Source organism: Mycobacteriales bacterium (assembly GCA_035533475.1).
Taxonomy (GTDB): Bacteria; Actinomycetota; Actinomycetes; order DATLTS01; family DATLTS01; genus DATLTS01.
Genome location: DATLTS010000056.1, coordinates 1 through 25,242 on the forward strand (window position 1 = coordinate 1; position 25,242 = coordinate 25,242).

The following is a 25,242-nucleotide window of genomic DNA, read 5'->3' on the forward strand; positions in this document are numbered from 1 at the left end:
CTGGTCCGGCCGCGCTCGTCGACGACGATCTCCTTGGGCGTCACGCTCTGAAGATACCTAGAGCGACCGCTTACGACGCGCTTGCCCGGCTGGAGGCGACCCCGGAGGCAGCCCCGGTTCTGCAAGCCATCAATCGCAGCCGCGGCCGTCTGACCGAGGACCCGTTCAACCCGCGCCTCGGGACAACCGCCTTCCGCACCGACGAACTGGGCGGGGTCAGTGCCACCCCAGCCCGCATCGAGGACTGGTACATCTTCTGGCAGCGTGGCGTGGACAAGAACACGATCGAGATCGTTCTGATCCACCAGCTGCCGACAGCCTCGGGCCGAGATGCGAGCGCGATCAGCAACTATCTGATCCGTCCATGGCTTGCCCACTGGTTAGGATCAGGTCAGAATTGTGACCTATGAGTGAGACCCTGCCTTTCTCCGAGGCCAAGGCGCACCTGTCCGATCTGGCCGACAGAGTCGAGCGGCAACACGAACGCGTTCTGGTTACTCGGAACGGGCGGCCCTCGTTCGTGCTCATCAGTCCGGCCGACCTGGAATCGTTGGAGGAGACGCTCGAGATCGTTCGGGACCGAAAGCTGATGGCTTCGCTACGTCGCTCACGTGAGGAGGCGGCCCGCGGTGAGGTTGCGCCGCTTCCCGAGCAGGGGTGAGCGACGCGGCGTATGAGATCGCGATCACCCACGAGGGGCTGCCGCACCTGAACCGGTTGCCGGAGGCGGTGCGGGCGGCCGCCGTCGAGCTGATCACCGGTCCGTTGGCGGAGAATCCGGCCCGGCTGGGCAAGCCGCTGGTAGGGGAGCTGGCTGGGCTGTATTCGGCGCGCCGGGGAGACTATCGGGTGATCTACGAATTCGACGATCGGCGCCGCGCCGTCACCGTGCACCGCGTCGTGCATCGTCGGGCGGCCTACCGACGCCGATGATGCTGACCTCGTGGCGGCGAGGGTGGCCAATGGCGGCGCCGTGGCGCGTCGATCTTGGTGGCAGCGGTCGACCTGGAACGGCCGCTCTGAGCGATCTTGGAATCCGTCCTCCGGTGCCGCCCGGCGAGCGAACCTGCCGTCGATGGTGCCGTTGAGCGGACGCGGTGACTGGGCGGCATCGCAGATTGCTGACGCGAGGCGGGTCGATGTCCGACGCTTAGCCCCGGTGGCCTGACCGTATCGTTTCGACCACGGGCTGAATTGATCCCCCTCTCACCAGAGGTTCGCCATGCCACTTGAAGACGAGTACGAACCAAGCCCCCGGGAATGGGTGCGGGACCAGGTCGCCGAGTACGAAGCCTCGGGCGGCCTGCGTGCCAACACCTTGCGCGACACGGGGCTGCCCATCGTCATTTTCACCACCAGGGGGGCGAAGAGCGGCAAGATCCGCAAGGTCCCGGTCATGAGGGTTGAGCACGATGGCGAGTACGCCCTTGTGGCCTCCATGGGCGGGGCGCCGCAGAACCCGGTCTGGTACCACAACCTGCTCGCCCACCCCGACGACGTCATGCTCCAGGACGGCCCCGAGCCCTTCGACGTCGCAGTCCGACAGGTGAGCGGGGAAGAGCGGGCGCTGTGGTGGGAACGCGCCGTGCAGGCCTACCCTCCCTACGCCGAGTACCAGGAGAAGACGACACGCGCGATCCCCGTCTTCGTGGCCCGGGCCCGATGAACGCCGTGCCGGCGCCAGCCGAGCCATCGCCGCACTGACCTTGCTGGCGTAGCCCGAAGGCACCGCCATCCGTCCACCCGCGAACGCCACGCACCCGAACGCCCGCCGCACGGTGGGGAGGGCGCTGTAGCCGATCTTCTCGGCTGCGCCACCACGCCAGCAGGAGGGGTGCGGTCGACGGGAGCCGCTGGCACCATGTGGGGATGACCGAGTCGGGGCTGTCTGAAAGCGTCGCACGGATCATGCGCGAGCAGCACGGGCTGCGGGCTGACTTGGACCGTCTGACCGGCTGGGGTGAGGCTCACCCGGACGTGTTCGCAGGGGTCTGGTTCGACAACGCCGCCGCCGAGGCCGGTACCGGCCCGGTCCGGATCGGAGTCGGGGTCGTGGGCGACCCGGCCGCGTTCCGTGCAGCGCTCGAGCCGACCTTGGAGCACCCGAACCTGTTGATGCTCGTGGCCAAGCGCTACCCGCTCGAGGAGCTGAACGCGCTCTCCGGCCGTATCGTGGAAACGTTCATGGGGGGCTCCCGGTTAGCCGGCGAGCCGTACGTCAGCCAGGTCGGCGCGAAGGTACACCTCAACCGGGTCACGGTCTCGATCAGTCAGGACGATCCGGCCGCGCTCGCCCTCGCGTCGCAGATCGAGGCGCGGTTCGGCCCGGACATGATCCAGATCAGCCTCGGCCACGTCGAGCCTCCCGAACCACCGGTCCCTCCGCGGCCCCCCGGTGTCGACAACGACTGGTTCAGCGGCGAGACACTCATCGGGCTCCCCGTCGAAGCCGCTCGGGAGCGGGCCGCCGAAGCCGGCTGCTCACTGCGGGTGAGGACCGCCGGCCCGGTCCACGCGGACTTGGTCCGAAACCGCATCGATGCCTGGCTCGTCGACAAGAAGATCGCTGCCGTACGACGGCCGGGCCCCCGACCCAGCGGGCCCGCCCGAGCCTGACGCTCGAGGGCGCCGGCTATGCGCGCGTGCTCGCCGACGGCGAAACGAAAAGGGCCGTCACTACCGCCCGGGAGGGAGCGAGCGAGCTTGCCAACCGGCGGACTCGATAGCCGCCTGACCGGCGCGTTTCTCCCCGTACTCGTTCTCCGGTCCGAAGATCCGCTCGTCCACGTTCGGGCGCTACAGGACTAGGCCCGGGCCGCGACTGCGTCGAGCAACCGGCCGGCCAGCGCCGGTAGGCAGACGAGCAGGTCCGGCAGCCAGGGGTCCGGCTGGTTGTAACGGAGCGGCGAGCCGTCCAGGCGGCTCGCGTGCAGCCCGGCCGCGCGGGCGACGGCGACCGGCGCGGCCGAGTCCCACTCGTACTGACCGCCGCCGTGCAGGTAGGCCTCGGCCCGACCCTCGATCACGGCGGCAATCTTCGCGCCGGCCGAGCCCAGCTCGCACAGCTCCGCGCCGAGATCCGCCGCGACGCCGGCCACGAAGTCCGGCGGGCGGGTGCGGCTGACGACGATCCGGATCGGTGTAGCGGGTGGCGGCGGCGGCGGTGCGGGCGTGCCGGTGGTCAGGGTGCGGGCGACAGCGGGCAGCGCGAGCGCGCCCGCCACCAGGTCCCCGGCCTGCCAGAGGGCGACGTGCACCGCCCAGTCGGCGCGCCCGGGCTCGCCGAACTCCCGCGTGCCGTCCAGCGGATCGACGATCCAGACCCGGTCGGCGGCCAGCCGGGAGCGATCGTCACGACCCTCTTCGGACAGGATCGCGTCCCCGGGCCGGGCCCGGGCCAACGCCTCGGCAAGGAAGCGGTGCGACGCCTCGTCCCCGGCCCGGCGCAGCTCGGCCGCGGGCAGCGAACCGCCGCGCAGCCGGATCAGCAGCTCGCCGGCTTCGGTCGCCAGCCGGCCGGCGAGCCGGTGATCGGACTCTTCACGCACTGCGCTCACCCGCGTTCGCGCCCTCGGGCGGGGCGCCCCGGAAAGCCCACCACACCGGCGCGTCGAACCGTCGACCCCCCCGCAGGGCCCGATAGATCGCACAAGTCGGTCATCGTTAGGCCATTCGGGTCCGTCCGGCTAGCCCGTGGCGGCGGGCCGGGTAGCCACTCCTGACCAAATGTGACCGAAAGTATTCACACGGTCGCCTGACGTCACCATTATTGGCCTCGATCACCATCACCTGCCTGGGGGTACGACGTGTCGAGGATCCTCACCACACTGCGCGGTCGGCTGCTCGTTGCGATCGCGGTGACCGGAAGCCTGCTGGCCAGCACCTCGTGGGCGACCGCGGACACCAGCAGCTCCGCGAGCGAGCAGGTCATCGTCACCTCCGACTCCGCGACGGACGCCGCCTGGCTGGCGAACCTGGCCGGCGGTCAGGCCGGGAACTCGCTCCCGCTGGTCAACGCCGTCGCCGCGCAGCTCACCGCGAGCCAGGTCGGCTACCTGACCAGCCTCGGCGTCACCGTGACACCGGACGTTTCGGTGCCGGTGACCATGGCTGAGGACAACCCGCCGCACGCGCCGTCGGACGTCTTCCCGCAGGTCACCGGGGCCAGCCAGCTGACCGCGAACGGCACCACCGGTGCCGGGGTCGGCGTCGCCGTTCTCGACACCGGGATCGATGCGCTTCCCGACTTCAGCGGTCGCCTGGTCGACGGGGTCGACTTCACCGGAGAAGGCAACCCGTTCCAGGACGACTACGGGCACGGCACGTTCGTCGCCGGCCTGATCGCCGGCAACGGGGCGTCCTCCGGCGGCGCCTACGTCGGGGAGGCGCCTGGCGCCAACCTGATCTCGATCAAGGTTGCCGGCGCCTCTGGGGTCGCCCACGCGTCGACGATCATCCGCGGGATCGACTGGGCCATCAAGCATGCTGACTCGGACAACATCCGGGTCCTCAACCTCTCGCTGGGCGCGATCCCCACCGGCCCGACCGCCACCGAGCCGATGGACCAGGCCGTCGAGCGGGCCTGGCAGGCCGGGATCGTCGTCGTCGCGTCCGCCGGCAACTCCGGACCGAACCTCGGCACCATCCTCTCCCCGGGCGACGACCCCATGGTCATGACGGTCGGGGCGAACGACGACAACGCGACGGTCACCCCCACCGACGACGCGATCCCGTCGTTCAGCAGCGAGGGCCCAACGCAGTTCGACGGCTGGCTCAAGCCGGATCTCGTCGCCCCGGGCCGCTCGGTCATCAGCCTGGCCGCCCCCGGGTCGACCATCTACAACACCTACCCGTCGGCGATGGTCGGCAGCGCCAACTTCGTCGGCTCCGGGACGTCGTTCTCTACGGCGATCACCAGCGGCGCGACCGCACTGCTGCTCCAGGCCCACCCCTACGCCACGCCGAACCGGGTGAAGGCGAGGCTGCTCACGGCGGCCGATCCGGCGGCGTCGGCCAACCCCGTCGTGGCCGGGCACGGCGAGTTGGATGTCGCGGCCGCCACCGCCATGCCGGCGATCACGCTCAGTCAAAGCAGCGGGCAGTCCGTGGCAAAGACGTCCAGCGGGGTAATCCCGATGTCGGCGTCGTGGACGCTGTCGACCTGGAACCCGGCTAACTACAGCGGTCCGGAGACGACGGTCACCGGGACCACCTGGAACGGCTCCACCTGGAACGGGACGACGTGGAACGGGACCACCTGGAACGGGACCACCTGGAACGGGTCAACGTGGAACTAGGGCCCACCCGATGAACCTGCCATGGCGGGCGCGGTTGGTCATCGGGGCCCAGGTGCTGGCTGCGGTCGTCGCGGCGGCCACGGTGCTCGCCCTGCCGCATGCGCCGGGCTTCGGACCGGCCTGGGCGACCACCGTCATCGGCGCCCTGTTCGTCGTCGCCTGGGCCCGCCCGCTGCTGGTGTTCCGGGGCTCTTCGTCCGAGGCGGTCCAGTTCGACGAGGGCCTGCTGATCGTGGCGCTCATCGTGCTCCCTCCCGGTGGCGTGCTGTTCGTGGTCGGCGTCGGCACGATCGTCGGGATGACGGTCCGCCGCCGCCCGATGATCAAGCGCTTGTTCAACCTGGCACACACGGTGTTCTCGGCCGCGCTGGCCATCCTGGTCAGTTCGACCTTGGCCCAGTTGCCCACCCACACGCTCGGCCCCCGGCGGCTGACCGCGGCGGTGGTCGGCGCCGCGGTGTTCTTCCTCGCCACGAACCTGACGACCACGTTGATCCTGGTCGCGACCGGCGGCGGCCGCGCCCGGGACTTGAGTCGCAAGCACATCGACCTCCGGCTGGCGATGCTCGGCGCCGGAGTGGTGCTCGGCTCGACCTGCGCGGCGGCATTGTCCGTGCATCCGTGGACGGTCGTCCTGCTTCCCCTTCCCTTCCTCACTCTGCGTTTCGCCATGGCCGGTCACTTCGCCGCCCGCCACGACCGGGACCGGCTGCTCGGCCTGTTCGACGCCACCTTGTCGGTCCACCGGCCGATCGACGCACATGAGGTCGGCCAGCAGCTCACAGCCACCGCGTCCGAACTGCTGCGCTGCTCGTCGGCCCGGCTGTCCAGCACGCCGCCGGTACCGGGTGAGATCGCCACGTCGATCGTCGCCGAGAACGGAACCAGCTGGCTCGCGCTATCCGGCCGGTCGCGGAGCGAACCGTTCGACGCCGCCGACGAGCAGCTTCTGGCCGCGCTGGCGGCCGTCGGGTCGAGCGCGCTGCGGCATGCCGCCATCCACGCGACCGTGAGCCGCCAGCAGGAGCGGCTCGCCGCGATCATGGGCAGCCTCGCCGAGGGGGTCATCGCCTTCGACCCGACCGGCTACCCGGTGTTCGTCAACCCGGCGGGCGAGGGGCTGCTCGGCATGGCGGCCGACGAGCTGACCGCACGGGTGCACAGCCTGGCCGCGGCCGAGGTCGTGGCGCCACTGAGCGCGATCGCCCGGCGCTGCCTGCACGAGGCGCACTCGGTCACCGACGATTCGACCATGTTCACCAGCGCCGCGCGCCTGCCGATCGCGGTGAGCTACACCTGCTCCCCCATCTACGAAGGTGACGAGCTGGCTGGTGCGGTTCTCGCATTCCGCGACATCACCGAGCGGGTCGCCGCGGAGCGGGAACTCGCCTACCACGCCTTCCACGATCAGCTGACGGGGCTGCCCAACCGGCGCCTTTTCCTCGACCGGCTGGAGCAGGCGCTGCGGCGCAGCGACCGGACCGGCGCTTCGCATGCGGTGCTGTTCGCCGACGTCGACCGCTTCAAGCTGATCAACGACAACCTCGGCCACACCGCCGGGGACGAGTTGCTGTGCGAGATCGCGCAACGGTTGGCGGTCGTGTTGCGGCCGACCGACACCATCGCCCGCTTCGGCGGTGACGAGTTCACCGTCCTGCTCGAGGACGTCGACCACGGTCCCGGGGCCGAACTGCTGGCCGCTCGGGTCCGCTCCGCGTTGCGCGAGCCGATCCGTCTGGCCAGCGGGCGAGAGGTCATCGCCAGCGTGAGCATCGGGATCGCTTCGACGCGCGGAATCTCGACGCCGGACGACGTACTGCACAACGCCGACGTCGCCATGTACCAGGCGAAGACCGAGGGCACCGGTGGCGTGCACCACTACGACGCCGCGGCCATGCGGGCCCGGTCCGCCCAGCGGCTGGACGTCGAGGCGGACCTGCGCCGAGCTGTCGACGAGGGCCAGCTCGACGTGCATTACCAGCCGCTCGTCGACGTCCGCACCGAGGCGATCGTCGAACTCGAGGCCCTGGTCCGCTGGCGCCACCCGCAGCACGGCCTGCGGATGCCGGCGGAGTTCATCCCGATCGCCGAGGAGTCGGGCCTGATCTTCCCGCTCGGCCGCGCCGTGCTCGCCGCGAGCTGCCGGCAGGCCCGCGAATGGCTCGGCGCGGGCGCCGACATCGGCGTTGCCGTCAACCTCTCGGCCCGCCAGTTCCAGGACCCGAACCTGGTGTCCCTCATTGGGCACTGCCTGGAGGGCAGCGACCTCCCCGCGCACCGGCTGTGCCTGGAAATCACCGAGAGCCTGGCCATGCACGACGTCGACGACACGATCCGTACCCTCGGCCGGCTCAAGGAACTCGGGGTCCGGCTGGCTATCGACGACTTCGGCACGGGGTACTCCTCGTTGAGCTACCTCAAGCGTTTCCCGGTCGATGTGGTGAAGATCGATCGCAGCTTCGTCCGTGATCTCGACCGTTCGGACGTGGACCGGGCCATCGTCGCCGCGATCGTGGGGCTCACCGACGCACTGGGGATCGTGACCGTGGCCGAGGGCGTCGAGGACAAGAACCAGCTGGCCCGGCTCCGGACGATCGGTTGCGGCCTCGCCCAGGGATACCACCTTGCCCGGCCCGCGTCGGCAGCCGAGATCAGCCGGCTGCTCGGGACCCCCTGGCCGGCGCTGCCCGCACAGCGCCCCTCGACCGAGGTCGCGCACCTGCGGCTTGCGCCGAGCGCCTGATCCGCGGGGCGACACCCAACCAGATAACCCCCGCGTCGAACCGGACGCCGCGCGCGACCGTGCAAGTCCGCATGAGGTCCCCACGCCCGTCCATAGGAACGCTCGCCGCGACGGCCGGCCTGCTCGGCGCCCTGTCGGGTTGCGGCGGAGCCGGCGCACCCGGGCTGCACGTTGGTAACCCGACGGCTCGACCCTCCGGAACGGCACCCGCCCCGCGACTTGCAACGCCGGCCCCGACGGCCCGCCCCAGCGTGGCGGCGAGCCCGGGCGCGCTGACCCGGGCGCCCACCGCCAGCCCGCCGCCGCTGGGTTCGCCGAGCCCCGCGGCGCGCACCACCGCGCCCACCGCGGCGCGCACCACCGCGCCCACCGCGGAACCGACGCGTTCCGCGTCGCCGTCACCGCGCGCGTCGACCGCCAGCCCAACCCGGTCCCCGACCCCAAGCACGTCCCCGCGGCCGACCGCGACCGCTTCCGGATCGTGCATACCGCAGGGTGGCGGCGACGGCGACGGTGACAACGGCGGGGGTCCGAGCGACGGGGACGGCTGCACGTGAGTCGACCCGAGCGCCATCGCTAGCCGGCCGCCGGCTTCCCGGGTTTGCGGGGTGCCGCCGCCTTCGGCGCCTCGTCCGGGGGGACCGGCGGAACGCCGAGCAGCCGGCCCAACTGGGGGCCGAGGATTCGCTTGAACTTGCGCCGCGGCCGGTTGCGGTCGAGCACCGCGACCTCCAGCTGCTCCGGGGTGAGGGTGCGGGGTTCGCCGTTGTCCGCCGCCGGGTCGGCCCGCAGCGCGGCCACCGCGATCGCGAGCGCGGCCGCGAGGTCGAGGTCGGGCCGGTGGCTTTCCCGGAGCCGGCTGCTGATCGCCTCGGCGGACCCGCCCATAACGACGAAGTTCTGTTCGTCACCTACCGAACCGTCGTAGGTGAGTCGGTACATCTGGTCCTCGTCGGCCCGGTCCCCGATCTCGGCGACGACGAGCTCCACCTCGAACGGCTTGTCCCCGGGCCCGGAAAAGATCGTGCCGAGGGTCTGCGCATACGCGTTGGCGAGTCCGCGCCCGGTGACGTCGCGCCGGTCGTAGGAGTAGCCGCGCAGGTCGGCGAGCCGGACCCCGGCCTGCCGGAGGTTCTCGAACTCGTTGTACTTACCAACCGCGGCGAAGGCGATCCGGTCGTAGATCTCGCTGATCTTGTGCAGCGCGTTCGACGGGTTCTCCGCGACCAGGACGATGCCGTCGACGTACTGCATGACGAGCACGCTTCGGCCGCGCGCGATGCCCTTGCGGGCGTAGTCGGCCCGGTCCTTCATCAGCTGCTCGGGCGAGACGTAGAACGGGGTCGCCAACGGTGCGTCCTCCTGTGGTCGGGTGGTGCCTAGGCCGGCCGGAGCGGGGCGGGCAGGCCGCCCGGGTTGGCCATCCGCTCCTCGACGACAGCTTGCGTGATGCCCGCCACGTCGCCCTCCGCGAGCTTGCGGACACCCTCGGCGGTGACCGCAAGCACCACCGGGAAGATCCCCCGGGTGAGGTCGGGTCCGCCGGTGGCCGAGTCGTCGTCGGCGGCGTCGTAGAGGGCGTTGATGCTGGCGAGCACCGCGTCGGCTTCGGTGAAGCTTTCGCGATAGGTCTTCTTCAGCGCGCCCCGGGCGAAAACCGAGCCCGACCCGACCGAGTGAAACGAGTGCTCCTCGTACCGGCCGCCGGTGACGTCGTAGGAGAAGATCCGGCCGGCCCGTGCCGGGTCGTCGGCGTCGAGGTCGTAGCCCGCGAACAGGGGAACGACGGCGAGGCCCTGCATGGCCATTGCCAGGTTGTTGCGGATGAGCATGGAGAGCCGGTTTGCTTTCCCGTCGAGGGAAAGCACGGTGCCCTCGATCTTCTCGTAGTGCTCGAGCTCCACCTGGAACAGTCGGACCAGTTCGATGGCGATCCCCGCCGAGCCGGCGATGCCGACGGTGGAGTAGTCGTCGGCCTGGAAGACCTTCTCGATGTCGCGCTGGGCGATGTAGCTGCCCATCGTGGCCCGCCGGTCCCCCGCCATGACCACACCGCCGGCGTGCGCGACCGCAACGATTGTGGTGCCGTGCGGTGCCTCCGGGACCGGCAGGGCGGCGTTGGTCGGACGGCGGCTCGGCAACAGGTCGGGAGCCTGCTCGGCGAGGAAATCCGCGAACGACGACGTGCCGGGTCTCATGAACCCGGCGGGAAACCGGAGGTCGGTCACTCTCCGCCCTTCTGGATGTAGCCGCGCACGAAGTCCTCCGCGTTCTCCTCCAACACCGAATCGATCTCGTCGAGCATCGCGTCGACGTCTTCGGTCAGCTTCTCGTGCCGCTCGGCGAGGCTTTCGGTGTCTGCCGCTTCCGGCGCGACGTCCTCGACGTCCTCGCTCTTTCTCGAGGCCCGTTGCTGCCCGCCGGGCTCTTTCGTGGCCATGGCGCCCTCTCCTCGGGTTATCCCGCGGGCTCCGAGCCTATCTGCGGCTCCGCTCGGCCCGGCACGAACGCGGCCCCCAACACCGCCGAAATCAGCGTGGCCGTCCCGCCCGGTAGATCGTGTAGCCGGAGGAGGCCCGGTACGGCGGTTCGACGGTCAGGCCGGCTCCGGCGAGCAGCCGGTCGACCTCGGGGGCCGGAATGGCCACCCCGTAGCCTGGCCCCCCGGCGGCGAGCGAGTCCTGCATGCAGTAGACCAGCGCGCCGGCATACCCGACGACCGATGCCGGATCGGCGGTATCCACGTCGAGGTCACCGCTCTGCGTGGGCTCGACGACGACCAGCCGGCCGCCGGGACGCATGACCCGCGCGGCTTCGTCCAGGACGGCGGCCGGATCTCCGAAATGGTGCAGCGAGTCGAGCACCAGGACCAGGTCGTAGCGTCGGGGCCCGGGAAGGGCGCGGACGTCGGCTTCGATCAGGTCGACGTTCGTCACCAGTGCGGCGTCGATCTCCTTGCGACCTCGGTCGAACGACTCCCCGTCGATGTCGAACCCGGTGATCCGCGAGCGCGGGAAGGTGCGCCCCACGAGCAGGCAGGCATGCCCGCGGCCGCACCCGAACTCGGCCACCTCGATGCCGTCCTCGAGTGCCTCGAGCAGGCCCGGGACGCTGGCCAGCCATTCGGGCACGAGCAGCGCGTCGTAGACGGGGGCGTTGAACCGCTCGAGCAGGTCCCCGGCCACCTCGTGGAAACGTTCCGGACGGATCCCCGCGCCGGTGCGGATCGCCGTGGCGACGTCCGGCAGCAACTCGGGCAACCGCCGAGCGAACTCGAAAACCACCCCGGGGTCCAGGCCGAGCGCCCCGCTGAAGGTCGCCCGGGTTTCCTCGGTCGGCCGGAACCGGCCGCCGCGGTGCGTGAGGTATCCGGCGGCGGTCATCCCGGACAGCCAGCCCAGGGCACACCGTGCGTCGAGGCCCGCGTGCCGCGCGACCGCCTCCGGGGTGTCCGCGCCGTCCAGGACGGCGGCCAGGGCGCCGGTCCGCCGACCCAGGTCGACCAGGACTACGGAGTAGTAACCGGCGAGATGGCGCGCGGCGAGCGGCTCGCTGCGGCCCTCGGGCGGCTCCATGCCTCGACGCTAACCCGGCCCGCCGCGCGGGTCCACCGGAATCCCCCGTTCCACGCCGGGGGCGGGCTTCGGTGCGGCCCCGGGCATCGCCCAGTGGGCGGTTGTGCACTACCGCCACGCTCCGACTGGGCGGTTCGCCCCGGGCAGGACGCCCACTCGCGGAAGGGGTTCGCGCCGGACAGGACGCCCACTCGCGGAAGGGGTTGCGGCCCCGGGCATCGCCCAGTGGGCGGTTGAGCACTACCGCCACGCTCCGACTGGGCGGTTCGCCCCGGGCAGGACGCCCACTCGCGGAAGGGGCTCGCCCCGGTCAGGCCGGGTGGCCGCCGGAGAGCTGGTCGACGAGGTCCACCGCGGTCGGGCACCGGGCGAGCAGGTCCCCGACGTGGGCCTTGGTGCCGCGCAGCGGCTCGAGCATCGGCACCCGTTGCAGGGAGTCCCGGCCGACGTCGAAGATGACCGAATCCCAGGATGCCGCCGCGACCGCCTCCGGGTAGAGCTCCAGGCACCGGCCGCGGAAGTACGCCCGGGTGTCCTCGGGTGGCGAGGTCATGGCCCGGAGCACCTCCGGCTCGGCGACCAGGGTCCGCATCCGCCCGCGGGCCACCAGGCGGTTGTACAGCCCCCGGTCGGGCCGGACGTCGGAGTACTGAAGGTCGACCAGCTGAAGCCTCGACGCCCCCCAGTCCAGACCGTCCCGGGCCCGGAACCCTTCCAGCAGCTCGAGCTTAGCCACCCAGTCGAGCTCCTGGGAGAGCGACATCGGCTCCTCGGCCAGCCGGGCGAGCACCGACTCCCAGCGGTCGAGGACATCGGTGGTCTGCTCGTCCACGTCGGCACCGAACCGGTCCTCGACGTACTTGCGAGCCTGTTCCAGGTATTCGAGCTGGAGTTGGATCGCGGTCATCTTCCGGCCGTCGCGCATGGTCAGCTGGTAGCGCAACGTCGGGTCGTGGGAGACCGCACGAAGGGTCGGCACCGGGCTCTCGACCCCGAGGTCTACGCCGTTGTCGCCCAACCAGCGGTCCTCGATCATCGCCAGCACCAGGCAGGTGGTGCCGAGCTTGAGATAGGTCGACACCTCGCTCATGTTGGCATCGCCGATGATCACGTGCAGCCGGCGGTACCGCTCCGGGTCGGCATGCGGCTCGTCCCGGGTATTGATGATCGGCCGCTTGAGCGTCGTCTCCAGCCCGACCTCGACCTCGAAGAAGTCGGCCCGCTGGGAGATCTGGAAGCCGTCCCCGCGCCCGTCGGCGCCGATCCCGACCCGCCCCGCCCCGCAGACCACCTGCCGGGAGACGAAGAACGGGGTCAGGTGGCGGACGATCTCGGCGAAGGCGGTGGCCCGCGCCATCAGGTAATTCTCGTGGCAGCCGTAGGAGGCGCCCTTGTTGTCGGTGTTGTTCTTGTAGAGCTGGATCTTCCCAGCACCGGGAATCTCGGCGGCGCGCAGCGCGGCGGCCGCCATCACCCGCTCCCCCGCCTTGTCCCAGAGCACCCCGTCCAGCGGGTTGGTCACCTCGGGCGTCGAGTACTCCGGATGGGCGTGGTCGACGTAGAGCCGCGCCCCGTTGGTGAGGATGACGTTGGCCAGTCCGAGCTCGTCCTCGGACAGGTTCTCGTCGCCCCTGCTCAAACCGGTGGTCAGGTCGAACCCGCGCGCGTCCCGCAGCGGGGACTCCTCCTCGAAGTCCCAGCGGGGCCGGCGGTCCCGCGCCGCCGCCGACGTGGCGGCCAGGTACCCGTTGACCACCTGCGACGAGGCGAGCATGTGGTTCGCGCCCGACTGGCCGGGAACGGCGATGCCGTACTCGGTTTCGGTGCCCATGACCCGGCGAACCGTCACGGTGGCCTACAGGTACTGCCCGGTGTTCGCCACCGTGTCGATGGCCCGCCCGGTCTCGTTGCCCTTGCCGGAGATCAAGGTGCGGATGTAGACGATCCGCTCGCCCTTCTTGCCGGAGATCCGCGCCCAGTCGTCCGGGTTGGTCGTGTTCGGCAGGTCCTCGTTCTCCTTGAACTCGTCGATGCACGCGGCGAGCAGGTGGGCCATGCGCAGGCCCTTCTGGCCCAGCTCGAGGAAGTCTTTGATCGCCATCTTCTTCGCCCGCGCGACGATGTTCTCGATCATGGCACCGGAGTTGAAGTCCTTGAAGTAGAGGACTTCCTTGTCCCCGTTCGCGTAGGTGACCTCGAGGAACCGGTTCTCCTCGGTCTCGGTGTACATCCGCTCGACGACCCGCTGGATCATCGCCGCCACGGTGCCCTCGCGGGATCCGCCGTTCTCGGCCAGGTCCTCCGCGTGCAGCGGCAGCTCCGGAACGATGTACTTCGAGAAGATGTCCCGGGCGGCCTCGGCGTCCGGTCGCTGGATCTTGATCTTCACGTCCAGCCGGCCCGGGCGGAGGATGGCCGGGTCGATCATGTCCTCGCGGTTCGATGCGCCGATGACGATGACGTTCTCCAGGCCCTCGACCCCGTCGATCTCGCTGAGCAACTGCGGGACGATGGTGTTCTCGACATCGCTCGAAACGCCGGACCCTCGGGTGCGGAAGATCGAGTCCATCTCGTCGAAGAACACGATCACCGGAGTGCCTTCGCTGGCCTTCTCCCGGGCCCGCTGGAAGACCAACCGGATGTGCCGTTCGGTCTCGCCGACGTACTTGTTGAGCAGCTCCGGGCCCTTGATGTTGAGGAAGTAGGACCGGCCCTCGCCACCGCCGACCGACGCCACCTGCTTGGCGAGGGAGTTGGCGACCGCCTTCGCGATCAGCGTCTTCCCACATCCCGGTGGCCCGTACAACAGGATCCCCTTCGGCGGCCGGAGCTGGTGCTCGCGGAACAGGTCGCCGTGCAGGAACGGCAGTTCCACCGCGTCGCGGATCTGCTCGATCTGGTCGCGCAGGCCGCCGATCGACTCGTAGTCGATGTCCGGTACCTCTTCGAGGACCAGCTCCTCGACCTCCGACTTCGGGATCCGCTCGTAGACGTATCCGGACCGGGTCTCGAGAAGCAGGGAGTCGCCCGGGCGCAGCGGACCGTCGAGCAGCGTGTCGGCGAGCATGACGATGCGCTCTTCATCGGTGTGTCCGACGACGAGCGCCCGGTCGCCGCCCTCGAGCACTTCCTTGAGCTGGACGACCTCGCCGAGCCGCTCGAACTCCAACGCGCGAACGACGTTCAACGCCTCGTTGAGCATGACCTCCTGACCCTTGCGCAGCTGCGAGACGTCGATCGCCGGGCTCACCGTGACCCGCAACTTCCGGCCGCCGGTGAACACGTCGACGGTCCCCTCGTCCTGCGCGGTGAGGAAGATGCCGTAGCCGCTCGGCGGCTGGGCCAGCCGGTCGACCTCTTCCTTGAGCGCGACGATCTGGTCCCTGGCCTCTTTGAGCGCACCGGCCAGCCGATCGTTCTGCCCGACCACCGCCGCGAGGTTCGCCTGTGCGTCGGTGACCCGGTCCTCGAGCGCCTTCGCCGTGCGCGGCGACTCGGCAAGCTTGCGGCGGAGCAGGGCCACTTCCTCCTCGAGGAAGGTCACCTGGGTCGAGAGGTCGTCGGCGTCGCCCGCAGTCGCCATGCTGGATCTCCTCCCGCTTGCCCGCAGCCTACCTTCGGCCCAGGGGGACCGGTTCCGAATCGCCGACCGATGCCCGGCTTGTTATGGTCAAGCCATGTCGGAGTTGCGGGTCTGGATCGACCAGAGTCTGTGCACCGGCGACGGGCTGTGCGTCCAGATGGCCCCCGAGATCTTCGAGTTCGACGTCGACGGCCTCGCCTACGTGAAGGACACCGACGGCGAGCTGCAAAGCGCCGCAGGTGCGACGGTTGCTGTTCCCATTCTCTTCAACGACGGTGTCATCGGGGCGGCCGATGACTGCCCGGGAACGTGCATCCATGTCGCCGACAGCACCGGACGCAAGGTCGCGGGTCCCGGCAGCTAGTCACGGGGCGGCCCCGTCGCAGTGGGTCGGCGACGGCGCGGCGGTGGCGCGACGCCCGGTGCAAGCCGCCGGGACATGACCAGGAAACCCGTGTGCGCGATCATCCGGTGGTCCGGCCGGACCGCGAGCCCGTCGACGTGCCAGGGTCGTTCGAGGGACTCCCAGGCGCTCGGCTCGGTGAACGAACCATGGTCGCGTAGCGACTCGACGATGCTGGAGAGCTGGGTGGTCGTCGCCACGTACACGACGAGCACGCCCCCCGGGGCGAGCGCGCTCGCCACCGGGCCGAGCACCTCCCACGGGGCGAGCATGTCGAGCGCCGCGCGGTCGAAATCGGCGGTGCCCAGATCCTCGGCGCCGGCCAGGTCCGCGACCTCGAGGCGCCAGGCCGGGTGCGCACCGCCGAAGAACCGCTCGACGTTGTCGCGGGCGACGGCGGCGAACTCCGGGCGCCGTTCGTAGGAGACGACGAGACCGGAGTCCCCGACCGCGCGCAGCAACGCGCAGCTCAGGGCGCCGGATCCCGCGCCCGCCTCCAGCACCCGGGCGCCGGGGAAGATGTCGCCGCGGTGCACGATCTGGGCGGCGTCCTTCGGGTAGACGACGGTCGCGCCACGCGGCATGGCGAGGGTGAAGTCCGCGAGCAGCGGCCGGAGGGCCAGGTAGGTCATGCCCTTCGTCGACGTGACGACGCTGCCCTCCGGTACGCCGATCAGGCTGTCGTGCGCGATCGCGCCGGAGTGGGTGTGGAACTCCTTGCCCGGGCTGAGGATCACCGTGTGCCGGCGGCCCTTGGCGTCGGTCAGCTGCACCCGGTCCCCGGTTTGGAGCAGCCCGCGCCGGGCGTGGATGGGGAGCACGACTCGCTACGCCGGGCCGCGGAGCGCGGCGAGCACGTCGGCCTGCGCGAGCACGCCGTAGACCTGACCGCTCGCCTCGACGACCAGGTACTCGCTGGCCGGCGCCGCCTGGAGCGCGGCCATCAGGTCCTGACCCGAGAGATCCGCCGCGATCCGCAGCTCGGGGGCGATGTGCCGGGACAGGCTTCCGACGTTGATCCACGGCCGCCGCTCGACCGGGACCGCGGTGACCGACGCCTCCGGGACGATCCCGTCCGGGACCCCGCGGCCGTCGACCACGACCAGGGCCCGCGACTGGGTCTCATGCGCCCGCCGGATCGCCTCGGCGAGCGGCAGGTCGGCGGCGACCGGGAGCGCCCGGCGGGTAAGCGTGCGGGCGACGAGGGACGGCACCACGCTGGAGAGCCGGAGCTGGGCCAGGGACTGGCCGGCGCTCTGCCAGAGGAACATCGCGAGCAGCAGCAGATAGAGGAAGTTCAACGTGCCGTGCCCCTGCGGGCCGAAGGTGCTGACGACCGCGAAGAAGGCGACCGCGGCGGCGATCCCGCGGCCGGTGTAGGCCGAGACCCGGGTGGCCGAAAGCTTGCTCTTGAGCCCCCACCACAGGCCGGCGCGGAGCACCCGGCCGCCGTCGAGCGGGAGGCCGGGCAGCAGGTTGAAGACGGCGACCAGCGCGTTGAGTCGGGCGAGCGCCCAGGCGAGGACCCAGGCGACACTGTGCGCCGGAAGGTTCCGCTCCGTGGCGAAGCCGACCCCGGCGAGCAGCAGCGAGGTCATCGGCCCGGACACCGCGACCAGGTACTCGATGCCCGGGGTGGGCGCCTCGCCGGTGATCTCGGACAGACCCCCGAGCAGCTGTAGGACGATCCGCCGGACCGGCAGGCCGAGGGCCCGCGCGACGACCGAGTGGGTCAGCTCGTGCAGCAGGACCGAGCCGTAGAGGGTGAGCACGCAGGCCGTGGTCACCAGGTAGGCCGTGCCGAGGGTCTGCTGGGGCAGTTGGGCGTGCACGGCCGGCCCGAACAGGTAGACGCCGAGCAACGCCACGACGAACCAGGAGGGGGCGACCACGATCGGGATCCCGAGGATCCGGCCCAGGTGCAGGACGTTCGTCGCCCGCCTCGGCGGAGGTGCGGGCGCCGGGGCGGTCATTCCCCGATGGTACGGGCGGACCGCCCGTCGGCGTGGACCACGGAAATTGTCGGTGCCCGGCCCTAACCTGACCCACATGACAGCGATCGACGAGGTGCTCCGCCCGGGCGGACCCGGGCGGGTCCTGTCGCTCTCCCCGTCCCGGGCCAGCGACTTCATGAGCTGCCCCCTGCTCTACCGGTTCCGGGCGATCGACCGTCTGCCGGAGAAGCCGAGCTCGGCGGCCACCAGGGGCACTCTCGTCCACACCGTGCTCGAGCGGCTGTTCGAGCTGCCGGCGAGCCAGCGCTCGCCGGAGCAGGCGGCCGCGCTGGTCGAGCCGGCCTGGGCCGAGCTCCTCGACTCCGAGCCAGAGGTGGCCGACCTGTTCGCCGACAGCCGCGAGCTGCTCGACTGGCTCGGCTCGGCCCGGGAGCTGGTGGCGGCCTACTTCTCCCTCGAAGACCCGACCCGGCTCGAACCGGCCGCCCGGGAGCAGCTGATCGAGACGACCCTGCCGTCCGGGCTGCGGCTGCGCGGTTTCGTCGACCGGCTGGACGAGGCGTCCACCGGGGCGCTGCGGATCGTCGACTACAAGACCGGCCGCGCGCCGGATCCGATGTTCGAAGCGCGGGCGCTGTTCCAGATGAAGTTCTACGCCCTGGTCATCTGGCGGACCCGGGGGGTGGTGCCCGCGGTGCTCCAGCTCATGTATCTCGGGGACCGGGAGGTGCTGCGGTACAGCCCCGACGAGGTGGAGCTGCTGGCGACCGAGCGGAAGCTCGAGGCGTTGTGGGCGGCGATCGGCAGATCGATCGAGAAGGGCGAGTTCCGGGCCAGCCCGAGCCGGCTCTGCGACTGGTGCGACCACCAGGCGCTCTGCCCGGCTTGGGGCGGGACCGCGCCGCCGATGCCGGCGCTGGCCGAACAGCGAGTGGAGGAGGAGCCGGCCGTCGCCGTGGACGTCTGAGCGGCATGATCGACGGCATGATCGAGGTGAGCCGGCAGCGGTTCGAGGAGCTGGTAGGCGACGCCCTCGACGGCCTGCCCCCGGAACTGGGGCGGCAGATGCGCAACGTCGGGGTTTTCGTCGAGGACGTCGCGCCGGCACCGAACCTGCTCGGGCTCTACCGCGGCGTCCCGCTGACCAGCCGGGACACCCACTACGCCGGCGTCCTCCCCGATCAGATCACGATCTTCCGGGACACCATCAGCGCCCGCTGCGCGACCGAGCAGCAGCTGGTCGAGGCGGTGCGGGTCACCGTGGTACACGAGGTCGCCCATCATTTCGGCATCGACGACGAGCGGCTCCGGGAGCTGGGCTGGGCCTAACCGAGCGCGCCTGCCAACCCTTCGAGGTCCTCGACCGTCACGGTCATCCCGGGGTGGCGGAGCCGGCCGGACGGTTCGAGCGCGGGAACCGGGCGGTGGAACTTCACGCACAACCCGGCCCGGGTGTTCGTTCCGAAGGTGACCCCATGGTCGGTGAAGGACAGCCGCGGGCCGATCGCCCGGTAGGCGCGGTACGGACCGGACCGTTCCACCCCCGCCACGTTGTCCAACCCGGTGCGCAATCGCCACAGCCCGAACCGCACGACGAGCACCGTCTCGCTCACGGTGACCGACGTGGTTCTCGGTAGCACACCGAGCGCGGCGAGCGGCAGGGCAAAGCGCGGATCGAAGCGGAACTCGAAGGTGGCCATCCCGCTATCCTGCCGCCCGGGCGGGCGATCCGGAGCCGGCTACTTCCAGCGGAAATGGACGAAGACCCGGCCGAAGTTGTCCGAGTCCTTCTCCACCCGGTGGTACAGGGCCTTGATCTCCTTCTGCTCGAGGAAACGCAACACCCGCTTCTTCAGGGCGCCGGAGCCCTTTCCCGGGATGATCTCGACCAGCGGCGCCTTCCTGGCCACCGCCTCGTCGATGATCGCGCGCAGCGCCCGGTCGATGTCGTCGCCCCGGTTGTAGATGTCGTGCAGGTCGAGTTTGAGCTTCACCGCAGCGTCCAGGGAAGGCCGAGCAGCCAGTCGAGGTCGATGCCGGCGAGCGTGGCCACGACCGGGCGCAGTGGGGTGGGCGCGATCGGGACGACGTCGGGGACCGCCACGACGATCGCACCGGCCGCCTCCCCCGAGGCGACCCCGGCGGGTGCGTCCTCGAGCACCACGCAGTCCCCGGCCCGGACCCCGAGCCCGGCGGCCGCCCGCAGGTAAGGCTCGGGGTCGGGCTTGCCGTGGGTCACCTCGTCACCGGCCACGGTGACGTCGAAGCGATGCTCGCCGAGACCGGCGAGCGCGGCGTCGACGAGGCGCCGGTAGGAGGAGGACACCAGCGCGATCGGGACGCCGGCGGCGCGGATCGCGTCCGCGAGCTGAACCGCCCCCGGCCGGGTCGGCAGGTCGGTCGCGAACAGCTCGGCCATCCGGGCGAGCAGGAACTCGCTGGCCGCGGAGACGGTGTCGGCGTCCGGCTCGATGCCGTAGTGGGTGAGGATCGTCGGTACCGCGAGCTCCAGCCGGGTGCCGGCGATGGCCGCCTTGAGCGCCGGATCCCAGACATGGCCGAGGCTCGCGGCGAGCTCCACCTCGGCCCGGGTCCACAGCGGCTCGGAGTCGACCAGCAGCCCGTCCAGGTCGAACAGGACGGCCGCGGCCGACCTCATCGGGCGTTGAAGTACTTCGCCTCGGGATGGTGCACGACGATCGCGTCGGTGGACTGCTCGGGATGCAGCTGGAACTCCTCGGACAGGGTCACCCCGATCCGGTCCGGCCGGAGCATCTCGACGATGATCGCCCGGTCCTCCAGATTCGGGCAGGCCGGGTAGCCGAACGAGTAGCGCGATCCGCGATACCCCTGGTGCGCCAGCACCTGGTCGAGCGAATCGGCGTCCCCGGCCCGGATCCCGAGCTCCTCGCGGACCCGCGAATGCCAGTATTCGGCGAGCGCCTCGGTGAGCTGCACCGACAGGCCGTGCAGCTCGAGGTAGTCCCGGTAGGCATTGCGCTCGAACAACTCCTTGGTCGCCTCGGCGATCCGCCCTCCGACGGTGACCAGCTGGAAAGCGACCACATCGATCTGCCCCGACTCCTCCGGCCGGAAGAAGTCGGCGAGACACAGCCGCCGGTCCCGGCGCTGGCGGGGGAAGGTGAACCGGGCGCGCTCGGACCCGTCCTCGTGCAGCACGATCAGGTCCTCGCCCTTGCTGACGCACGGGTAGTACCCGTAGACGACGCCGGCCTCGAGCCACTGCTCGGCCTGCATCCGCTCGAGCCACATCCGCAGGCGCGGGCGACCCTCGGTCTCGACCAGCTCCTCGTAAGAGGGACCCTCCCCGCGGGCGCCGCGCAGCCCCCACTGGCCCATGAACGTCGCCCGCTCGTCGAGCATCGACGCGTACTCCGCCAGCCCGATTCCCTTGACCACGCGGTCGCCCCAGAACGGCGGGGTCGGGACGGCCACGTCGGTGGCCACGTCGGAGCGCCCGGGCGGTTCGACCGGCTCGTCGATCTCGGTCCGCACGGTGCGGGCGACCCGGGGCGCCCTGGGCGCGGGCAATCCGGCCCCCGGCTCTCCGCGCTTGATCGCGGCCACCGCGTCCATCAACCGCAGCCCCTCGAACGCGTCCCTCGCGTAGCGGACCTCGCCCCGGTACACCGCCGCCAGGTCCCGCTCGACGTAGGCGCGGGTCAGGGCGGCGCCCCCGAGCAACACCGGCCAGCGGGCGGCGACCCCCCGGGAGTTCATCTCCTCGAGGTTCTCCTTCATCACCACGGTGGACTTGACGAGCAGACCGGACATCCCGATCGCGTCCGCCGAGGCCTCCGTCGCGGCGTCGAGGATCGCCGAGATCGGCTGCTTGATGCCGAGGTTGACGACCGTGTACCCGTTGTTCGACAAGATGATGTCGACGAGGTTCTTGCCGATGTCGTGCACGTCCCCGCGCACCGTCGCCAGCACGATCGTGCCTTTGCCCGCGGTGTCCGCCTTCTCCATGTGCGGCTCGAGATGGGCCACCGCGGCCTTCATGACCTCGGCCGACTGGAGGACGAACGGCAGCTGCATCTGCCCGGACCCGAACAGCTCACCGACGACCTTCATGCCCTCGAGCAGCGTGTCGTTGATGATCTCCAGTGCGGGCCGGACGGTCAGCGCCTCGTCCAGGTCGGCCTCCAGCCCGATCCGCTCGCCGTCGACGATCCGCCGGGCGAGCCGCTCGGACAGCGGCAGCCCGGCCAGCTCCTCGGCCCGGGTCGCGCGGTTGTCCGCCGCGCTCACGCCCTCGAACAGGTCGAGGAAGGCCGTCAGCGGGTCGTAGCCATCGCGGCGGCGGTCGTAGACCAGGTCGAGCGCGACCTCGCGCTGCTCGTCCGAGATCCGGGCGATCGGCAGGATCTTCGAGGCGTGCACGATCGCCGAATCCAGCCCGGCGTTGACGCACTCGTGCAGGAACACGGAGTTGAGCACCATCCGGGCGGCCGGGTTGAGGCCGAACGACACGTTGGACAGGCCCAGCGTGGTCTGCACATCGGGATACGCGCGCTTGAGCCCACGGATCGCCTCGATGGTCTCCAGGCCGTCCCGACGGGACTCCTCCAACCCGGCCGCCAGGGTGAAGGTCAGGCAGTCCACCAGGATGTCCGAAACGTGCATCCCCCAGTTCGCGGTCAGGTCCTCGATGGTGCGCCGGGCGATCGCAACCTTGCGCTCGGCGGTCCGGGCCTGGCCCTGCTCGTCGATGCACATGACGACGACCGCCGCCCCGTGCTCGGCGACCATCGCCATCTTGCGCGCGAAATTGCTCTCCGGGCCGTCCCCGTCCTCGTAGTTCACCGAGTTGACGACGCTGCGCCCACCGAGGCACTCGAGCCCGGCCTCGATCACGTCGGGTTCGGTCGAGTCGATCATCAGCGGCAGGGTCGAGGCGGTGGCGTACCGGGAAGCCACCTCGTGCATGTCGAGGGCGCCATTGCGGCCGACGTAGTCGACACACACGTCGAGCAGGTGCGCGCCGTCGCGGGTCTGCTCGCGGGCGATGCCGACACAGTCGTCCCATCGGCCCTCGATCATCGCCTCGCGGAACGCCTTGGACCCGTTGGTGTTCGTCCGCTCGCCGATGGTCAGGTAGGTCGTGTCCTGGCGGAACCCGATGCTCTGGTAAAGCGAGGCGCACGCCGCCTCCGGATGGACCCGGCGTGCGCTCACGGGGCGGCCGCCCACCCGCTCGACCACGGCGGCCAGATGCTCGGGGGTGGTGCCGCAACAACCACCGACGAGGGCCAGCCCATAGTCCCGGGTGAACGTCTCGTGCGCGTCGGCCAGCTCGGTCGGGGTCAGTGGGTAGGACGCCCCGTCCGTGCCGAGCACCGGCAGGCCGGCGTTGGGCATGCAGGACAACCCCACCCGCGCCTGCCGGGACAGGTACCGAAGGTGCTCGCTCATCTCGGCCGGGCCGGTCGCGCAGTTCAGGCCGATCAGGTCGATCTCCAACGGCTCGAGCGCGGTGAGCGCCGCCCCGATCTCCGAGCCGAGCAGCATGGTCCCGGTGGTCTCCATGGTGATCTGCACGAATAGGGGCAGCCGTGTTCCCGCCGCGCGGAAGGCGCGGCGGGCGCCGTTAAGGGCGGATTTGGCTTGGAGGAGATCCTGCGCCGTTTCTACGAGAATCGCGTGCGCGCCGCCGGCGATCAGCCCGGCGACCTCGGCCTGGTAGGCGTCGCGCAGGTCGGCGTACCGGGCATGGCCCAGGGTCGGCAGCTTGGTTCCGGGACCGACCGAGCCGATCACCCAACGCGGCCGGTCCGGGGTGCTGTAACCGTCGGCGACCTCTCGGGCGAGCCGCGCTCCGGCCTCGGACAGCTCGTAGATCCGATCGGCTATCCCGTACTCGGCGAGATTGGCGAGGTTGGCGCCGAAGGTGTTGGTCTCGACCGCGTCGCAGCCGACGACGAAGTAGGCGTCGTGCACCCCGCGGACGACATCGGGCCGGGTGACGTTGAGGATCTCGTTACAGCCTTCGTGCCCCTCGAAGTCGTCGAGGTCGAGACCGGCGGCTTGCAGCATCGTGCCCATCGCGCCATCCGCGACAACGACCCGCTCGGCGAGCGCGCGGATGAGGTCGGCGGGCATGACCGGCGGCTCCAGAGCAGGTGGATAGCGAAAACCGAGTCTACCGGGGGCGGGCCACCGGTTTGTCCGACGGCGCGGCCGGGATACGGTGCGACGGAGCAGCGTCGGACCAGCGGCGGACCGGCGGCGGACCGCAGCCGAGGAGGTTCCCGTGGGCAGTTATCGCACGATCGTCGTCGGCACGGACGGGTCGGAGTCGTCGTTCGTCGCGGTCGACCGAGCCGCCGCCGTGGCCCAGGCCACCGGCGCGAAACTGCTGATCGCCTGCGCCTACACCCCCATCGACGAGCGCACCCGCAACCGGGCGTCCCGGGAACTCGGCGAGGAAACCTACAAGGTCACCGGGTCGCACCCGGCCGAGGACCTGCTCCGCGACGCCGACGCGCGGGCCCGCAAGGCGGGTGCGACCGACGTCACCACCCGCAGCGAGCAGGGCGACCCGGTGGAGACCCTGGTCCGGGTCATCAAGGACGCGGGGGCCGATCTGGTGGTGGTCGGAAACCGCGGACTGAACAGCCTGGCCGGCCGGCTGCTCGGCTCGGTGCCGGCGAACATCTCCCATCGCGCGTCCTGCGACGTGCTGATCGTCCACACGACCGACGGCGGGCGCTAGCGCGGATGGGTGAGCCCGACCTGGAGCCGCTCGGGTCGCGCACGCCGGTCGCCGGTGGCATCGATCTCGACCTGCCCGGGGACGGGGTCCGGCTGGCCGCCACCCGCTGGCCGGTGCGCCACGCGGGCAGCGGCCCGCCCGTGGTGCTGCTGCACGGCCTGGCGAGTCAGCGCCGGTTCTGGAACCTTGTCGTCCCGGAGCTGTCCGGGTTCCCGCTGCTCGCCCTGGACGCCCGCGGCCACGGCGACTCCGAGCGGCCGGCCTCGGGGTACGACACCGAGCAGGTGGTCGCCGATGTCGCCACCGCCCTCGACGCGCTGGGCATCGACCGGGCGGTCGTCGTCGGGCACTCGTGGGGGGCCGCGATCGCCCTGACCTTCGCCGCGAAGCACCCGGAACGGACCCTGGCCGCGGTCGCCCTCGACGGGGGCCTGTCCGCTCCGGGCGGTGTGTCCCCGGCCGACCGGGGCGCGATCCGGGAGCGGATGGCCCCGCCGCGGGTGGCGTTGCCGCCGACGGAGCTGGCCGGGCTGCTCGCCCACGGGCCGCTCGCACCGTGGTGGTCACCGGAGCTGGAAGCCGCGATCCTGCCGGTGTTCGGGGTCGGCCCGGACGGCCTGGCCAGAGCCCGCTTCCCGTGGGACGCGCACATGCAGGTCGTCGACGCGCTGCTCGACTACGACGCCGCAGCCGTCTTCGCGGGGATCCGCTGCCCGGCCTGGTTGGTGTCGTGTGAGGCCGTCGCCGGCGACGAGGAGATCCGGGGCGGAACCGCCACGGACTGGGCGGTCCAGAAGAACGCCGGCCTCGAGATCGCGGCGACCGCCCTGGCGCAACCTCGGCTGTTCCGCTGGGGCGGGGCGCTGCACGACGTACCCTTGCAGTGGCCGGCGCTGGTCGCCGGGCTCGTCCGGGCGGCCGCCGCGGACACGGCCGTCGGACGGGGGTGA

25 protein-coding genes are annotated in these 25,242 nt (G+C 71.0%); 12 read left to right on the top strand and 13 right to left on the bottom strand.

Annotation, left to right across the window (positions count from 1 at the left end):
• From VNG13_13815 to VNG13_13835, 5 genes are all read left to right on the top strand, one after another.
• On the top strand, positions 1-410 hold a 410-nt coding region (locus VNG13_13815; protein ID HVA61593.1), incomplete at its 5' end, for a hypothetical protein.
• On the top strand, positions 407-661 hold the full coding sequence (locus VNG13_13820) for a type II toxin-antitoxin system Phd/YefM family antitoxin (protein HVA61594.1): 255 nt from the start codon (positions 407-409) through the stop codon (positions 659-661). The genes VNG13_13815 and VNG13_13820, both read left to right, overlap by 4 nt.
• Positions 658-933 carry a type II toxin-antitoxin system RelE/ParE family toxin gene (locus VNG13_13825; protein ID HVA61595.1) on the top strand — a complete coding sequence of 92 codons (276 nt, stop codon included), beginning with the start codon at positions 658-660 and terminating at the stop codon, positions 931-933. Before VNG13_13820 ends, VNG13_13825 begins: the two co-directional genes overlap by 4 nt.
• Before the next feature lie 289 nt (positions 934-1,222).
• Positions 1,223-1,666, top strand: coding sequence for a nitroreductase family deazaflavin-dependent oxidoreductase (locus VNG13_13830; protein ID HVA61596.1), 444 nt, complete (start codon positions 1,223-1,225; stop codon positions 1,664-1,666).
• Positions 1,667-1,869: 203 nt separating this feature from the next.
• The gene (locus tag VNG13_13835) at positions 1,870-2,616 is read left to right on the top strand and encodes a hypothetical protein (GenBank protein HVA61597.1); all 747 of its coding nucleotides are present in this window, start codon (positions 1,870-1,872) and stop codon (positions 2,614-2,616) included.
• Positions 2,617-2,804: 188 nt separating this feature from the next.
• Here VNG13_13835 and VNG13_13840 read toward each other — a convergent pair whose 3' ends face one another.
• Positions 2,805-3,548, bottom strand: a complete 744-nt coding sequence (locus VNG13_13840) for a 3'(2'),5'-bisphosphate nucleotidase CysQ (protein HVA61598.1) — start codon at positions 3,546-3,548, stop codon at positions 2,805-2,807.
• Between the two features lie 258 nt (positions 3,549-3,806).
• Here VNG13_13840 and VNG13_13845 point away from each other — a divergent pair, with 258 nt between their 5' ends.
• Positions 3,807-5,297, top strand: a complete 1,491-nt coding sequence (locus VNG13_13845; protein HVA61599.1) for a S8 family peptidase — start codon at positions 3,807-3,809, stop codon at positions 5,295-5,297.
• Between the two features lie 10 nt (positions 5,298-5,307).
• Positions 5,308-8,040 carry an EAL domain-containing protein gene (locus VNG13_13850; protein HVA61600.1) on the top strand — a complete coding sequence of 911 codons (2,733 nt, stop codon included), beginning with the start codon at positions 5,308-5,310 and terminating at the stop codon, positions 8,038-8,040.
• A 576-nt stretch (positions 8,041-8,616) separates the two neighbouring features.
• Here the strand turns inward: VNG13_13850 and prcA are convergent.
• The 6 genes from prcA to arc all read right to left on the bottom strand — a co-directional run bounded on the left by prcA (position 8,617) and on the right by arc (position 15,198).
• Positions 8,617-9,390: a proteasome subunit alpha gene (prcA, locus tag VNG13_13855; GenBank protein ID HVA61601.1), complete on the bottom strand. Its 774-nt coding sequence runs from the start codon at positions 9,388-9,390 to the stop codon at positions 8,617-8,619.
• A 29-nt stretch (positions 9,391-9,419) separates the two neighbouring features.
• Entirely contained in the window at positions 9,420-10,238 is an 819-nt protein-coding gene (gene prcB / locus VNG13_13860) for a proteasome subunit beta (GenBank protein ID HVA61602.1), read from the bottom strand.
• A 26-nt stretch (positions 10,239-10,264) separates the two neighbouring features.
• On the bottom strand, positions 10,265-10,480 hold the full coding sequence (locus VNG13_13865; protein HVA61603.1) for a ubiquitin-like protein Pup: 216 nt from the start codon (positions 10,478-10,480) through the stop codon (positions 10,265-10,267).
• Positions 10,481-10,571: 91 nt separating this feature from the next.
• Entirely contained in the window at positions 10,572-11,615 is a 1,044-nt protein-coding gene (locus tag VNG13_13870; protein HVA61604.1) for a class I SAM-dependent methyltransferase, read from the bottom strand.
• A gap of 310 nt (positions 11,616-11,925) precedes the next feature.
• A complete protein-coding gene (dop, locus tag VNG13_13875) occupies positions 11,926-13,446 on the bottom strand; it encodes a depupylase/deamidase Dop (protein HVA61605.1) in 1,521 nt (506 codons plus the stop codon).
• Positions 13,447-13,470: 24 nt separating this feature from the next.
• A complete protein-coding gene (arc, locus tag VNG13_13880) occupies positions 13,471-15,198 on the bottom strand; it encodes a proteasome ATPase (protein ID HVA61606.1) in 1,728 nt (575 codons plus the stop codon).
• 94 nt (positions 15,199-15,292) lie between these two features.
• On the opposite strand from arc, the gene VNG13_13885 reads away from it, so the two are divergent.
• Positions 15,293-15,562 carry a ferredoxin gene (locus VNG13_13885; GenBank protein ID HVA61607.1) on the top strand — a complete coding sequence of 90 codons (270 nt, stop codon included), beginning with the start codon at positions 15,293-15,295 and terminating at the stop codon, positions 15,560-15,562.
• Here VNG13_13885 and VNG13_13890 read toward each other — a convergent pair.
• Together VNG13_13890 and VNG13_13895 are read right to left on the bottom strand one after the other, a co-directional pair.
• Positions 15,559-16,422 (bottom strand): tRNA (adenine-N1)-methyltransferase, encoded by an 864-nt coding sequence (locus VNG13_13890; GenBank protein ID HVA61608.1) that lies wholly within the window; start codon positions 16,420-16,422, stop codon positions 15,559-15,561. The genes VNG13_13885 and VNG13_13890 overlap by 4 nt on opposite strands.
• A 6-nt stretch (positions 16,423-16,428) precedes the next feature.
• Positions 16,429-17,574 carry a site-2 protease family protein gene (locus VNG13_13895; protein HVA61609.1) on the bottom strand — a complete coding sequence of 382 codons (1,146 nt, stop codon included), beginning with the start codon at positions 17,572-17,574 and terminating at the stop codon, positions 16,429-16,431.
• Positions 17,575-17,650: 76 nt separating this feature from the next.
• Here VNG13_13895 and VNG13_13900 point away from each other — a divergent pair, with 76 nt between their 5' ends.
• Complete coding sequence (locus VNG13_13900; GenBank protein HVA61610.1) at positions 17,651-18,523, top strand: PD-(D/E)XK nuclease family protein; 873 nt, start codon at positions 17,651-17,653, stop codon at positions 18,521-18,523.
• Between the two features lie 17 nt (positions 18,524-18,540).
• Positions 18,541-18,885, top strand: coding sequence for a metallopeptidase family protein (locus VNG13_13905; GenBank protein ID HVA61611.1), 345 nt, complete (start codon positions 18,541-18,543; stop codon positions 18,883-18,885).
• Here the strand turns inward: VNG13_13905 and VNG13_13910 are convergent.
• The 4 genes from VNG13_13910 to metH are packed head-to-tail and all read right to left on the bottom strand — an operon-like array spanning position 18,882 to position 23,679.
• Positions 18,882-19,256: a hypothetical protein gene (locus tag VNG13_13910; protein HVA61612.1), complete on the bottom strand. Its 375-nt coding sequence runs from the start codon at positions 19,254-19,256 to the stop codon at positions 18,882-18,884. The two genes, VNG13_13905 and VNG13_13910, sit on opposite strands and share 4 nt — an antisense overlap.
• Positions 19,257-19,295: 39 nt before the next feature.
• The gene (locus VNG13_13915; GenBank protein HVA61613.1) at positions 19,296-19,550 is read right to left on the bottom strand and encodes a Smr/MutS family protein; all 255 of its coding nucleotides are present in this window, start codon (positions 19,548-19,550) and stop codon (positions 19,296-19,298) included.
• A complete protein-coding gene (locus VNG13_13920; GenBank protein ID HVA61614.1) occupies positions 19,547-20,215 on the bottom strand; it encodes an HAD family phosphatase in 669 nt (222 codons plus the stop codon). The genes VNG13_13915 and VNG13_13920 overlap by 4 nt, the downstream gene beginning before the upstream one ends.
• Positions 20,212-23,679, bottom strand: coding sequence for a methionine synthase (metH, locus tag VNG13_13925; protein HVA61615.1), 3,468 nt, complete (start codon positions 23,677-23,679; stop codon positions 20,212-20,214). The genes VNG13_13920 and metH overlap by 4 nt, the downstream gene beginning before the upstream one ends.
• 151 nt (positions 23,680-23,830) lie before the next feature.
• On the opposite strand from metH, the gene VNG13_13930 reads away from it, so the two are divergent.
• Both VNG13_13930 and VNG13_13935 read left to right on the top strand, forming a co-directional pair.
• Complete coding sequence (locus tag VNG13_13930) at positions 23,831-24,292, top strand: universal stress protein (GenBank protein HVA61616.1); 462 nt, start codon at positions 23,831-23,833, stop codon at positions 24,290-24,292.
• Positions 24,293-24,297: 5 nt separating this feature from the next.
• Complete coding sequence (locus tag VNG13_13935; GenBank protein ID HVA61617.1) at positions 24,298-25,242, top strand: alpha/beta hydrolase; 945 nt, start codon at positions 24,298-24,300, stop codon at positions 25,240-25,242.